At 40.2% G+C, this 14517-nt stretch carries 12 protein-coding genes; 2 read left to right on the top strand and 10 right to left on the bottom strand.

Annotated elements, in window-relative coordinates; all coding sequences use genetic code 11:
• Positions 1-67 precede the first annotated feature (67 nt).
• The 8 genes from QE429_RS08495 to zapA all read right to left on the bottom strand — a co-directional run bounded on the left by QE429_RS08495 (position 68) and on the right by zapA (position 9219).
• Positions 68-841 carry an enoyl-CoA hydratase gene (locus tag QE429_RS08495; RefSeq protein ID WP_307286299.1) on the bottom strand — a complete coding sequence of 258 codons (774 nt, stop codon included), beginning with the start codon at positions 839-841 and terminating at the stop codon, positions 68-70.
• Between the two features lie 24 nt (positions 842-865).
• Complete coding sequence (locus QE429_RS08490; RefSeq protein ID WP_307286295.1) at positions 866-1453, bottom strand: fatty acid metabolism transcriptional regulator FadR; 588 nt, start codon at positions 1451-1453, stop codon at positions 866-868.
• Positions 1454-1867: 414 nt separating this feature from the next.
• Positions 1868-3571, bottom strand: coding sequence for an AMP-binding protein (locus QE429_RS08485; RefSeq protein ID WP_307286293.1), 1704 nt, complete (start codon positions 3569-3571; stop codon positions 1868-1870).
• A gap of 239 nt (positions 3572-3810) precedes the next feature.
• A complete protein-coding gene (locus QE429_RS08480; RefSeq protein WP_307286291.1) occupies positions 3811-4215 on the bottom strand; it encodes a DUF350 domain-containing protein in 405 nt (134 codons plus the stop codon).
• 19 nt (positions 4216-4234) lie between these two features.
• On the bottom strand, positions 4235-6592 hold the full coding sequence (locus QE429_RS08475) for an endonuclease MutS2 (protein ID WP_307286287.1): 2358 nt from the start codon (positions 6590-6592) through the stop codon (positions 4235-4237).
• Positions 6593-6606: 14 nt separating this feature from the next.
• Positions 6607-8325, bottom strand: coding sequence for a DNA polymerase/3'-5' exonuclease PolX (gene polX, locus QE429_RS08470; protein ID WP_307286285.1), 1719 nt, complete (start codon positions 8323-8325; stop codon positions 6607-6609).
• 84 nt (positions 8326-8409) lie between these two features.
• Positions 8410-8952 (bottom strand): CvpA family protein, encoded by a 543-nt coding sequence (locus QE429_RS08465; RefSeq protein ID WP_307286282.1) that lies wholly within the window; start codon positions 8950-8952, stop codon positions 8410-8412.
• Between the two features lie 6 nt (positions 8953-8958).
• A complete protein-coding gene (gene zapA, locus QE429_RS08460; RefSeq protein ID WP_307286280.1) occupies positions 8959-9219 on the bottom strand; it encodes a cell division protein ZapA in 261 nt (86 codons plus the stop codon).
• 139 nt (positions 9220-9358) lie between these two features.
• Between zapA and rnhC the strand changes: the two genes are divergently transcribed.
• Together rnhC and QE429_RS08450 are read left to right on the top strand one after the other, a co-directional pair.
• On the top strand, positions 9359-10303 hold the full coding sequence (gene rnhC / locus QE429_RS08455; RefSeq protein ID WP_307286277.1) for a ribonuclease HIII: 945 nt from the start codon (positions 9359-9361) through the stop codon (positions 10301-10303).
• 43 nt (positions 10304-10346) lie between these two features.
• Entirely contained in the window at positions 10347-10640 is a 294-nt protein-coding gene (locus tag QE429_RS08450) for a 4a-hydroxytetrahydrobiopterin dehydratase (RefSeq protein ID WP_307286274.1), read from the top strand.
• A gap of 204 nt (positions 10641-10844) precedes the next feature.
• On the opposite strand, the gene QE429_RS08445 is transcribed toward QE429_RS08450, so the two are convergent.
• On the bottom strand, positions 10845-11819 hold the full coding sequence (locus tag QE429_RS08445; protein ID WP_307286271.1) for a nuclease-related domain-containing protein: 975 nt from the start codon (positions 11817-11819) through the stop codon (positions 10845-10847).
• A 273-nt stretch (positions 11820-12092) separates the two neighbouring features.
• Positions 12093-14507, bottom strand: a complete 2415-nt coding sequence (gene pheT, locus QE429_RS08440; RefSeq protein ID WP_307286269.1) for a phenylalanine--tRNA ligase subunit beta — start codon at positions 14505-14507, stop codon at positions 12093-12095.
• Between the last annotated feature and the right edge of the window lie 10 nt (positions 14508-14517).

The following is a 14517-nucleotide window of genomic DNA, read 5'->3' as shown; positions in this document are numbered from 1 at the left end:
GATTGAGAAAATTTTTTAGAAAAAAATATTTTTATAAAAACTTCTTAAGCACGAGGCTTAAGAAGCTTTATTCACCTTTGAAATGCGGCTCTCTTTTTTCGAGAAAGGCTTGGATTCCTTCTTTAGCATCATTTGATACAAAGACTTCTCCAAACAACTCTGCTTCTCTTTGTGAGCCTTCAAAAAACTCTTCCGTTTTAGCATAATTTAATAATTCAATCGTTGCACTAACGGAACCAGGACTTTTTTTAGCAATCTTACCTGCTAGTATGTAAGCCTGCTCTAATACTTCACTTTCTGGGTACGCATGATTAGCTAATCCATATTGGACTGCCTCCACGCCTGTAATTGGCTCAGAAGTAAACAACATCTCTGCTGCACGTGCTACGCCTACATATTTAGGAAGACGCTGCGTCCCTGCAAATCCCGGAATGAGACCAAGTTGAAGTTCTGGCAGACCAAGTTTCGCTTTCTCACTGACAAGACGAATGTGACAGGCCATGGCCAATTCTAACCCACCACCAAGCGCTGCGCCATGAATAGCTGCAATGATTGGTTTTGGGAACTTCTCCATTCTATCAAATAAATCTTGGCCATACTTCCCTAGGTTTGCAAAGCCTTCAGAGGAAGTGACTGTCGTAAATTCTTTAATATCGGCACCTGCAGAAAAGAATCGTCCTTCACCGTGAATGACAATTACTCGAATATCACGGTTCGGTTCAATTTCATCCAGTACCGCCGACAGTTCCCTTAATAAACCTGAAGAAAGGGCGTTTGCCGGTGGACGTTGAATCGTAATTGTCGCAATACGATCTTGATTAGACCACTTTAAGTATTCCAATAGTTTCTCCTCCTATCTAATCCTTTATCGGCCACCGCCAAGGCCATTGATTAATAGTCGATGGACTGGGGTTGCCAATGCAAGTAAATCATACTTTTCTTCATTCATCACCCATGATGTCGCTGTTTCATCAATCGTTCCAAAAATCATCTGCCGGGCAAGACGAACATCAAGATCACTCGAAAATTCTCCTGATTCTTTCCCTTCAATTAGAACCTTATCAATTACCTTTAGGTACCCTTTTAGGACATTATTGATTCGCAGTCGTAATTCCTTATTGGATTGACGAAGCTCAAGTTGAGTTACAATTGCCAAGTGATGATCTTCATAAAGCATACTAAAGTGTGCTTCTATCATCATTAATAATTTCTCTGCCGCGGTTCCTTTTCCTGCAATCATGTTATCTATTTTTTCAATGAAATTTCCCATTTTTTCTTCAAAGAGAGAGATTAGGATATCTTCTTTGTTTTTAAAGTACAGATAAATGGTGCCATCTGCTACCCCAGCCTGCTTCGCAATCTTTGAAACCTGTGCCTGATGGTAGCCATTCTCCGCAATGGCAATCACCGCTGCATCAATGATTTGCATATATTTAGGCTTACTCTTTTTCATATCTATCCCCCCTTTGAAGCTATGTATTAAGTTAGAAAAGCGTAAGCGCCTTGGTCAGCCCCGACAGGCAAATGTTCTTCGGCAAAAAAAGGCGCTTTTTGACTTTACTTGCCGAAGGTTATTTGACCCGAGCTGTAACAATCATCGCTTTATCAAGCCATGATTGTTACAAGATACTCAAGGTAGATGATTCAAGATGAAAACTGGCTAGGCGCTGGAGCTGGACAATTCTCGAAGTCAAATTTTATACTTTCTAAATTTCAAAAACAAAATATGAATGAATCATCATTCATATTTTAATAATAGTAAGTATATGTAGTTCTGTCAAGAAATACTGTTGAACTACTTCATGATAATCTTAAATCTTTTGATAGACAAGCCTGTGTGTCCAAAAAAAAAGCTAGGTTATTGCTATTAAGCATGTTTAGAACTTTCTTCGTCTATTTTTCTAATTTCTTCTTCAACAAGCATTCTTCTTAATATTTTTCCAACCGCTGTTTTCGGCAATTCTTTTCTAAATTCATATAGCCTTGGGGCTTTGTAGGCAGCTAGATATTTTCTTGCAAATTGATTCATTTCTTCTTCTGTTACGGTTGATCCTTCTTTTAAGACGATGTAGGCTTTAACAGTTTCCCCGCGATAGGTATCAGGAACACCGGCTGCAACTGCTTCGAGTACATCTGGATGTTCATATAATACTTCTTCAATTTCTCTTGGATAAATATTATAACCTCCAGCTATAATCATATCTTTTTTACGATCAACAACGTAAAAATAGCCTTTTTCATCCATATAGCCAAGGTCACCCGTATACAGCCACCCATCCTTTAAGACCTCATCCGTCTCGGCAGGGCGATTCCAATAGCCTTTCATAATTTGCGGACCTTTTATTACGATTTCACCGATTTCCTTAATAGGAAGCGGCTCTCCTGTTTCAACTGAAAGGATTCTCACATCAGTATCAGGATAGGGAACACCTATACTGCCTTTTACCCGTTCGACATCCCAAAGGAAGTTGGAATGAGTAACCGGCGATGCTTCGGATAAGCCATATCCTTCTACCAGCTTACCACCTGTGACCTCTTCGAATTTTTCTTGTACCTCAAGCGGAAGGGGTGCAGAACCACTTATACACGCTTCAATCGAAGATAGGTCATACTTTTTTAAATCTGGGTGGTTTAATAAGCCAATATAAATCGTTGGTGCCCCCGGGAATAAGGTCGGACGCTGTTTATGAATGGTTTTTAATGTGGTTAACGCATCAAATTTCGGTAATAAGATCATTTTACATGCCATCTTAATCGATAAAATCATGCAAACCGTCATTCCATAGACATGGAAAAACGGAACGATTCCAAGCATAGAACCTTCACCGACTTTTGCTTTGTAAAGCCAGGCTTCACTCATGGTAGTATTAGAGATTAAATTCTTATGTGTAAGCATGACGCCTTTCGGGGAACCCGTTGTACCCCCTGTATACTGGAGTAAAGCAATATCTTCGTCAGAATTGAAGTCGTAAGCAGTAATGGTATTATGCTTCATTTTTATTATTTCAGAGAACAAATGAGTGCTTCCCTCATGCTTTACTTTAACAACAATTCCATATTGTTTTTTCTGGATGAATGGATAGGCAAGATTTTTTGGAAATGGCAGGTAATCTTTGATAGCGGTTACAATTATGTGTTGTAAATTCGTTTGCGGCATGACTTTTGATACACGGGGATAGAGGATATCTAGTGTGATAATGGCCTTCGCCTCTGAATCCTGCATTTGATACTCTAACTCACGTTCCGTATATAAGGGATTCGTTTGAACAACAATACCGCCTGCTATCAAAATACCGAAATAGCTTATAACAGCCTGAGGAGTATTTGGTAACATGATAGCAACCCGATCATCTTTGGAGATGCCTATTTCCTGTAAATACCCTGCAAAACTCAAAGCATCTTCATAAAGCTGCTTGTAAGTCAGATCCTTCCCCATAAAATGAATGGCAATCTTATCTGGAAATCTCTCAGCTGTTTTTTGTAAATAACTCTGAACAGGGTCCTCGGAGTATTCCAAAGTAGCAGGAACCTCTTTCGGGTAAATGTCCAACCACGGTTTAGACACTGACATAATAACCCTCCCTTTTTGTCTACATAATTATAAAAATTCTAACTTCAATATCTATTATAGTACAGTGATTCACAATTAACAACGAAAGCCCTAAATTATAGTACAGAAAAAGAGGCTGATTTGAATCAGCCTCTTATCTTTTATGCAAAAAATACCATATAAATTATTCCAATTAATAAAAATACGCCGCATAATCCAAGAAGGATTTTAGCTAATGTTTCCACTGTTTTCTCCCCTAACTAAATTCCTGCCCCAATGACATAGGATAATCCCACTGAAATGACCAAAGAAATGAGGCCCACTGCCCGATTGTCCTTTTGTATTTCTTCGTCAATTTTGAATTTTGGGGTTAAAAATTCAAAAATAAAGTAGCCGATTAACAAAAGGGTAAATCCATAAATTCCCCAGCCAATCATGGTAAGCAAGGAATTATGCGCCTCAATGGAATGGCGGAAAATATTAGCAACACCAAATATTTTTCCGCCTGTAGCCAACGCCACAGCTACATTCCCGTTTTTAATCTCCACCCAATTTTTATATTTTGTAACGACTTCAAATACGGCTAAAAAAACAATCATACATAAAATAACTACGCTATAATAAGCAGCTATTTGAATGTATTCATTCTCCCAAAACTGGTCCATAGATTTATCTCCCCGGTCATTATTTAAATTCTACTATGGTTACGCCAGATCCGCCTTCCCCAGCCTCTCCAAAACGAATTTTCTTAACAGAACGATGATTTCTTAAATATTCTTGAACTCCTTGCCTTAATGCCCCAGTCCCTTTCCCGTGAATGATGGACACGCGAGGATAGCTAGATAGTAGGGCATCATCAATATACTTTTCTACTCGAAGTAACGCATCTTCATATCTTTCGCCACGAAGGTCTAATTCTAGTTTAACATATGAATCCCTTCCTTTTACAATAGCAACTGGTTTCGTCTCTACTTGTTTTGGGGTACTCATATACTCCATGTCCTTTTCCTTGACCTTCATTTTCAAGATTCCGATTTGGACCTGCCATTCATTATCTGATACTCGTTCAACAAGTGTACCCATTTGGCCAAAAGTAAGAACCTTTACTTCATCTCCAGGCATAAAAGTATGCGTCTTATTTTTCTTATTGGTAAGCTTCGCTGTTTTCTTAATCTCTGGTGCCGCTTCCTGCAAGCGCCTTTTCGCATCAATTAACTCATGCTCCTTAATGTCTGCATGCTTTTCGGTTCGCATTTTACGGAGATCACGAATTACTTTTTCTGCCTCTGTCTTCGCGTCCTCTACGATCTCCTCAGCTTTTTCCGCTGCTTTTTCCAGCATCGAATCTTTCTTCTCATGGAAATCCATCATTTGCTGTTGCAGATCTTTATGAAGCTCTTCTGCCTGCTTTAAGAAATCACGCGCTTCCTCTTGCTCTTTCTCTGCTTGACGTTTGCTTTCTTCTAAGGAAGCAATCATTTTATCAATTTGATTAGTATCTTCGCTTACATGTGAGCGTGCAGCCTGAATAACTCGCTCATTTAAGCCTAACCGTTTCGAAATCTCAAACGCATTACTTCTACCCGGTACACCCAATAACAGTTTATAGGTAGGGCTTAGTGTCTCTACATCAAACTCCACACTCGCATTTAGTACACCTTCCCGGTTATAGCCATACGCCTTTAGTTCGGGATAATGAGTCGTTGCAATGACTCTCGCCCCTCTTCTATGCACCTCATCTAAAATCGAGATTGCTAGGGCTGCTCCCTCCTGCGGGTCCGTTCCTGCACCAAGCTCATCGAACAATACAAGGCTATTAAAGTCCACTTTATTTAAGATGTCGACAATATTCACCATATGGGATGAAAATGTACTTAAGCTTTGTTCAATCGACTGTTCATCGCCAATATCCGCATAAATAGCATCAAAGACAGCTAGTTCTGACCCGTCATACGCAGGCACCTGTAATCCTGCCTGTGCCATTAGGGAGCATAGCCCAAGCGTTTTTAAGGTAACCGTTTTTCCGCCTGTATTCGGACCGGTAATGACTATCGTGGTATAGTCTTTACCAAGCATAATGTCATTTGCTACCACTTCATCGATAGGAATTAACGGATGTCTTGCTTTATATAAAGCAATTCTTCCTTCATTATTCATAATCGGCATAGAGGCTTTTATTTGCTTTCCATATCTTGCTTTTGCAAAAATAAAATCTAAATTTGCTAAAACGGCAACGATCACTTGCAGCTCACTTTCATGCTCGGCTGTTTGAGAAGAAAGCTCAGAAAGAATTCGTTCAATCTCAAGCTGCTCTTTGACCCGAATATCCTGTAATTGATTATTCAACTGCACAATGACCTGCGGCTCAATAAACAAGGTTTGACCTGATGAGCTTTGGTCATGGATAATCCCGCCATAATGTCCTCGATATTCTTGTTTGACAGGAATAACGAAGCGGTCATTACGGATCGTAACAATTGCATCGGAAAGCATTTTACTCGCATTGGATGAGCGAATCATACTTTCTAATTTTTCACGAATCCGCGATTCATTCGAACGCAACTGATGCCGTAGGGTGCGTAAAAGTTCACTCGCCCCATCTAATACCTCCCCGCTTTCATCGATGGCATATTTAATCGCCTGCTCCAAGTTTGTCAGCGGGATAATTCTTGCTACTTGTTCAGATAAAATAGGGAGTTCTGTTCTCTCCTCTGCAAGTTCCTCAATAAAACGTTTCATCTGTCGGCTAGCATGAATGGTGCTGGAAATATGAACCAGCTCATGTGGGCTAAGAACCCCGCCAATAACGGAACGTTTGATGTGTGCTCGAAGATCATAGATCCCTGATAGAGGAACATTTCCTTTTATTCGTAAGACTGTAACTGCCTCATCTGTTTCCGCTTGAAGTCTAACCACCTCATCGAAATCAATGGATGGCACTAAGCTCTTTATTTTTTCCATACCAAGAGAGGAAGAAGCATGATTTAAAAGCTGTTCCTTGACCTTGGTGAATTCTAATACTTTTAATGCTCTTTCTTGCATGGAGTGAATCCTCCTTAATTTCGATTGTGCAGGAATTCAAGCAGTTCATTTTTGTCCAGTGCATTGACCACCGAAGATTTCTTGATCCAGCCCTTTTTCGCTGTAGACACACCTATTTCCATATGCTTTAATGTATCCATTTTGTGTGCATCTGTATTGATTAAAATCTTTACGCCTGTTTCCTGCGCTTTTCTTAAATATTCTGAGGCCAAATCAAGGCGATTTGGGTTCGCATTTAATTCCAATGCTGTATTCGTCTCTTTCGCTAATTCAATCAGCATATCAATATCGACGTCATACCCTTCGCGACGGCCAATTTTCCTTCCTGTCGGATGGGCAATTAAATCAACATGGTTATTCGTTAATGCCGTTTTTAGGCGTTCCATTATTTTTTCCCTTGGTTGTGAAAAGGCTGAATGAATGGATGCAATGACAAAATCCATTTCTGATAGGATGTCATCCTCATAATCCAACGTACCGTCAGGAAGGATATCCATCTCAACTCCAGAAAGGATAAGGAAATCATCATACTTCTCATTTAACTTCTTAATTTCCTCCCGTTGCTTCAACAGTCGCTCCGGTGTCAGCCCATTTGCAACCTTCAAATACTGTGAATGGTCTGTTATTGCCATATACTGATATCCTCTTGCACGGCATGCTTCTGCCATTTCCTCAATGGAATGGGCACCATCACTCCATGTGGAATGCATGTGAAGATCCCCTTTGATATCTTCAAGCTCAATTAATTCCTCTTGGGCAGTAAACGTATCTACCTCTTTGCCATCCTCCCTGATTTCAGGTGGAATAAACGGAAGATCAAAATGTTTGAAAAATTCCTCTTCAGATGTGAATGTAAGAATTTCACCTGTCTCTACATTCTCTACACCGTACTCACTGATCTTTTCACCGCGTTCCTTAGCAAGCTGTCTCATTCGGACATTGTGGTCCTTTGAGCCAGTAAAATGGTGCAGCGTAGTAATAAATTCCTCAGGCTTCACCAAGCGAAAATCGACGGACACATCATAATCCAAGGCAAAGACGATGGAAACCTTCGTATCCCCAGCACCTACCACTTCTTTAATATTCGGCCAGTCTAAAAGTGACTGACGGACACTTTCTGGTTGTGTAGTTGCTATAATGAAGTCTAAATCTTTGATCGTTTCTCTCATTCTTCTTAAGCTGCCGGCCCTTGAAAAACGATCTATTTCAGGAGTTTCAGCAAGATTTTCCTCGATCTGTTCCGCAATTGGAAGCATATAGGCAAGCGGCAGACGTTCTGGTCTTGTACCTACGTTCTCGATGGCACTTAAGATTTTTTCTTCGGTCTTTTTCCCGAATCCAGCCAGTGCCTGCACTTTACCAGTTTCACATGCTTCTTTTAGACTGGAAACATCTACGACCCCTAATTCCTTATATAACTTAGCAATTTTCTTGCCGCCAAGACCTGGGAGCTGCAATAACGGAATCAATCCGGTTGGAACCTCCGCCTTAAGCTCAGTTAGCACAGAAGAAGAGCCTTCTTTTATGTACTCCTCGATGACAGACGCAGTTCCTTTTCCAATTCCCGAAATGGCTGTAAAGTCCTCAATTTCAGTTAGGGTACGTTCATCGGTTTCAAGTGCATTAGCAGCCTTCCGGAAAGCCGATATCTTAAACGGATTCTCCCCTTTGAGTTCCATATAAATAGCAATCATTTCTAATAAACGAATTAAATCTTTTTTGTTTACTTCCATTTTCGTTCACCCGCCTCTTATTTAGCATTTTCATTTTATCCTACTTTATGGCAGAATAGAAAAACTTCTCTGCTACAGAGAAGTTCAAGCAGCTGTATATTCAATCCACAAGCTCTTTATTTGCTGTGAAAGGATAGGGGTGTGGTTCACAATTGCTTTTGCCATAAATGAGTTATCCAATGGATTTTGTAAAAATTCTATTGGAATCAACGCAGCAATATATAATAAAATAAAGATAATTAGATAGACTTCCAAGAAACCAAAGATTCCTCCTGCCCACACATTTAACTGGCGAAGAATAGGCAGATGTGCAATGAAATCTAGCATGGAACCGATAATCTGCAAAAGAATTTTTACCGCAAAAAAGATAATAACAAAGGAGATGGCACGGTAAAATGCGGTCTCCATATTGGTGCTATCTGTTAAGAGTTTTAAGGTTGTTCCCTCACCTAGATTTGGATAAGGAATCCAGAGAGTGAGCTTCGGTGCCAACTCTTCGTAGTATATTGTTGCTACGACATATGCAATAATAAAACTGGTTAAATGAACAAGCTGCAGTATGAAGCCTCTTTTAAGGCCGACAAAAAATCCAATAATTAAGAGAATAATAATGGCTAAATCCAACATATTAAATTAGTCCTTTTCCTTTAGTAGTTCTGTTTGCAACCGATCCAACTGGTCTTTAATTTTGATATAATCATTGACTGCATTTACGGCTGTTAAAACGGCAAGCTTACTAACGTCCAGAGATGGATTCTTGGAACTGATTTCCCGCATTTTATCGTCAACTAACGATGCTACTAGCCTAATATGACTTGGGCTTTCCGTACCCATAATAACGTATTGCTGACCGTAAATATCTACGGTTGTTCTGTGTTTTTGTGTGTTTGACAACGCAAAAGCCTCCATTCAAAGAATCCTACTCTATATCATAACATGAACTATTAGAACTGGAAAAGTCAAACTAATTAAAAAGTAGGCAAAGGCTCATGATTTACTAGATAATAATAAGTAGAAATGTGGTGTTTTACTATTGGGAAATGTGGTAATTAAGGTAGGAATAAATGAGATTACAGAAATGAAGAAGTATTATTCAAAGCAGCTTTTAGAAAAAAATCCACCTGGAAGCGTGTTTTCGGCCAAGACCCCTGGTTGTGTCATCACAGCTTACAATTCCGGCAAGGTGTTATTTCAGGGAAATGATAGTGAAAAGGAAGCTGGGAGATGGGGTAGTGTTGATTCATTAGGGGGTGCGCCCACTAAAAAGGTTGCTTCTTCTGCTAAGGGAGATGTACCGCCCGGCATCAGCGGCATGTCCGTTATTGGTTCGGATGAAGTGGGAACGGGTGACTTTTTTGGTCCGATCACAGTCGTTGCTGCTTATGTAAAAAAAGAACATATCCCTCTTTTAAAAGAATTAGGTGTACGAGATTCAAAGGACTTGAATGATGAGAAGATTATAGCGATTGCTAAGGTTATTAAGGATGTAGTACCGTTTAGTTTAATGACATTGAAAAACGACAAATATAATAAGCTGCAGCAGTCAGGCATGTCTCAAGGGAAGATGAAGGCACTTCTACATAATCAGGCCATTTTGAATGTATTGGAAAAGATTGCACCCGAACAACCAGAAGCGGTGCTCATTGACCAATTTGTACAGCCAAGTACTTATTTTCAACATATCAAGAGCCAAAAAGCCGTTGCGAGAGAAAATGTATATTTTAGCACGAAAGCAGAAGGGATTCACTTAGCTGTTGCAGCCGCAAGTATTCTCGCGCGTTACGCCTTCGTCCAATATATAGACAAACTGAGTGAAGCAGCAGGCTTTAAGATTCCTAAGGGGGCTGGCGCACAGGTAGATGTGGCCGCCGCCAAGTTAATTGCTAGTAAAGGGCGGGACATTCTCCCAGCCTTTGTAAAGCTGCACTTCGCTAACACGGATAAAGCCTTGGCTCTAGTAAATAAAAGGAAGAATTAATAGGGTTGGCGAATACATTTATTCAAGGAGGGGATTTCGTATCATGGCAAATCGACTTAGTTTAACAGAGATTGATCAAAAGGTTGGCGAATTATCCGGTTGGAAACTCGACGGAAAGTTCATCGTGAAAAAATATCGTTTTCAGGAATTCTTGAAAGGTGTCGCGTTCGTGAATGAAATTGCGGCGCTATCCGAAGAAGTCAACCATCACCCATTCATCGCGATCGACTATAAATTAGTCACTTTGCGGCTCACATCGTGGAATGCCGGCGGATTGACGGATCTGGATGTGGAATTGGCGGGGAAATATGATGAAATCTATGAGAAATTTAAATAATTGAGAGGATGCTCCAAGTTTTGGGGCATCCTCACTTCAATTTGGGGCTTTTTTATTTAAAATATATTAAATTTAAACAACTACGCTCTCTACACAATAGTTTATCAGCGAATTTTTGTGTGTTATCAGCGAATCTGAACCGTTTATCAGCGAATCCGGCAATTTATCAGCGGATTTGAACCGTTTATCAGCGAATTAAAAAACTCACCAAGGGATAGTCTTCGGGGAGTAGTATCGTGCCTTTTTCACACCAAAATACTTTAGATTCGCAGATTGAAGTAATCTTTTCGCGGTATCATGAGATTTAATTTGTGCAAACTCTCGGAATTGCTTGTTCGTAATCTTCGAATCGATTAATAGAAAGTAGTCCTTAAGTGCATTTATATGAGCATCTTTGAAGTATGCGTCGCAGGTATGGCAATACCATTTATGTTTTTTTCGAACAAGGGGACGATGATTACATTGTGGGCCAAAAATACCAGTTAAAATATTGTTCTTTTTGATACCGTACTTTTCCAAGATATAATTTGTTGGGATTGTATTCATTTTGATGAGAAGGCGACTTAGTTTTCGGAGTTCTTTTGTATTAAGAAGAGGTTCAGAGTATAGATTCTCAAAAAAGTGCATTTTATTATTAAAGACATCAGCCTTACATACGCGTGGTTTGACTTTATAAGCATTTTTCCCCGTGACCACATATGAAGCATTACCATTACTAATCACGACTAAATGATCAATTGGTATAGAGGGAAATTTGTGCTCAGCCATCAACTTCCTTAAATACTCTTGATGTCTTTCTGCTTGGGCAATTGGATAAATGTACCCCTTTTCCTTTTCATTATTTATTTGTGTAAACTGTTCATTGTCAGTATCAATTATTAATTTACCAGCTAGATTTTTCACTTCAATAATAAGGGCAAATTCTGAGGTTAAAAGAAGAGTATCTATTTGACAGTTGTAATCACCATCTGGAAGGTTCAGATCGTGGAGAATCCAATACTTATCATTTGGAAGCAAGCGTAAATAATAATCAAGACTTACCTCACCTCTGTAGCCGGCCTGTCTTCTTCCCAATTCCTCTAAAATTTGCTGGTACTTTGGGTAATCCAGCGGCAACCTGCGGCATAATGCCTCTAAAATAAGCATAACTAACGGAATTTTCCTTTCTTTTATAACCAAATTTATCACTCCTTTCATTTTTATTATAAATTTCTAATGGCACAGCTAAAATCCCTGCCGAAATTTATCGAAATTTGTTACAAATTTTCTAACACTTTTTTTATCAGCGATTTTCACCAGGTTATCAGCGAATATAGCAATTTATCAGCGAATTTTACGATTTATCAGCGAATATCAAAATATATCAGCGAATCGTAATTTTCCCGTAATTTTTCCCAGTAAAAAAACCAGCCCGAAGTAATTCCCTCGAGCTGGCCCCTCTTTAATGACCAATTATCCGCGTAAAACCGCGCCTGCTTTTTCTTCTAATGCTTCTAGAACGCTGCTGTGAACCTTTGTTACTTCTTCATCGGTTAAAGTACGTTCTGGATCTGCATATTTTAATGAGAACGCGATGGACTTCTTGCCTTCTTCCATTTTGTCGCCCTCGTATAAATCAAACACGTGAACCTCTTTCAACAACGGCGCACCTGCTGTTAAAATAATTTCCTTCAAGGTGCCTGACACCGTTTCACTGTTTACCACTAGGGCAATGTCTCTTGTGATAGATGGGAAGCGTGGAATGGCATCGTATTGTAATACCGGTGCTTCTGCTTCAAGGATTGCTTGTAAAGATAGCTCAAATACGTACGTATCTTTTAAGTCAAGCTCTTTTTGAACGCTTGGGTGTACTTGGCCGACGAAACCGATTTTCTCTCCATTTATGAGAACTTCTGCTGTACGTCCAGGGTGCATTCCTTCTGCCTGCGCTTGAACATATTGAACTTTTTCAGATAGACCAAGCTTCGCAAACATGCCTTCTAAAATACCTTTTACAACGAAGAAGTCTACTGCCTTCTTCTCACCCTGCCAAGAATGGCTGTGCCAAAGACCAGTTACAGCACCTGCTACATGCTCTTTCTCAGTCGGAAGCGTATCTTCGCCATTTGCTAAGAATACAGCACCCGTTTCATACACGGCTAAGCTATCGTTCTGACGAGCGCTATTGTATTTTACCACTTCTAACAACTGTGGCATGATGCTTAAACGAAGGATACTGCGTTCCTCACTCATTGGCATTGCTAAACGGATTGTATCACGCTTTTCAAGAGCAAATTGTGCAGCTTTTTCCTCACTAGTTAAGGAATAAGTTACAGCTTGATATAGTCCTGCTCCTTCAAGATATTGACGAACCACACGGCGTTTCTTTTGGTAGTCAGATAATTTTCCAGGAGTCGTAGAACCGATTGGTAATGTCTTTGGAATGTTATCATAGCCATATAGACGAGCAACTTCTTCCAATAAATCTTCTTCAATTTTGATATCACCACGGCGTGTTGGCGCCGTAACGGTAATCGTATCCTGCTCCACACTTACTGAAAACTGAAGACGGTCAAAGATATCCCTTACATCGCTCATTTGGAGTTCTGTGCCAAGGACACGATTGATTTTTTCAAGAGTAACAGATACCACTGCTGGTTCTACTGTCAGTGTATCCACCTCCGATGCTCCTTCTAACACTTCTCCGCCAGCATACTTTGCCATTAAATAAGCAGCACGTTCGCCTGCAGCGCGGACACGGTTTGGATCTACACCCTTCTCAAAGCGAGCGCTCGCTTCGCTTCGTAAGCCATGATCCTTTGATGCTTTTCTAACGGTTCCCCCGTTAAAATAAGCAGCCTCTAATAAAACTGTTGTTGTATCTGAAGTTACCTCAGAATTGGCACCACCCATGACACCGGCAAGTGCAACAGGCTCGGTACCATTCGTAATCACCAGGTGATCGGATGTTAATGTACGTTCTACATCATCAAGCGTGATAAACTTTTCGCCATCGTTTGCACGGCGAACAAGAATTTCCTTTGAACCTAACCGATCATAATCGAATGCATGTAATGGCTGACCATATTCTAATAAAATGTAGTTGGTAATATCCACAACATTGTTATGCGGACGAATTCCCGCAGACATTAAACGTGTTTGCATCCAAAGTGGGGATGGACCGATTTTCACATTTTTAATGAGTTTTGCCACATAAAGCGGGTTATCCTCTTTCGCTTCAACCACTACGTTCACATAATCCGATGCTTTTTCACTTGTTGGCTCTAAGGTTGTTTCTGGAAGCTTTACTTCTCTGCCAAGAATCGCTGCCACTTCATACGCAACCCCAAGCATGCTTAAGCAATCTGCACGGTTTGGCGTTAAGCTAAGCTCTAGTACTTCATCATCACGGTTAAGCAATTCAAGAGCATCTACGCCAACCTCTGCGTCCGCTGGAAAAACAAAGATTCCTTCAGAGTATTCTTTTGGAACAACTTTTCCTTCCATGCCAAGCTCAGTAAGAGAGCAAATCATGCCGTTTGATTCTTCGCCGCGAAGCTTCGCGCGTTTAATTTTAAAATTACCTGGTAGAACGGCTCCGACTGTTGCCACTGCTACTTTTTGTCCCTGTGCTACGTTCGGTGCACCACAGATAATTTGTACCGGTTGTTCTTGTCCCACATCAACAAGGCATTTGCTTAATTTATCGGCATTTGGATGCTGTTCACGTTCTAGAACATGACCAACCACCACTCCTTTAATGCCTTCGTTAAGAGTTTCTACTCCTTCAACTTCAATACCGCTCTTTGTAATTTTTTCAGCTAGCTCTTCTGCTGTTACACCAGTTAAATCAATATAATCCTGAAGCCATTTATATGAAACGAACATGTCGTAACCT

It is taken from the genome of Bacillus sp. SORGH_AS_0510 (assembly GCF_030818775.1).
Taxonomy (GTDB): Bacteria; Bacillota; Bacilli; order Bacillales; family Cytobacillaceae; genus Neobacillus.
Note: the sequence above shows the minus strand (reverse complement) of the source record. Positions and strands in the feature narration are given on the sequence as shown.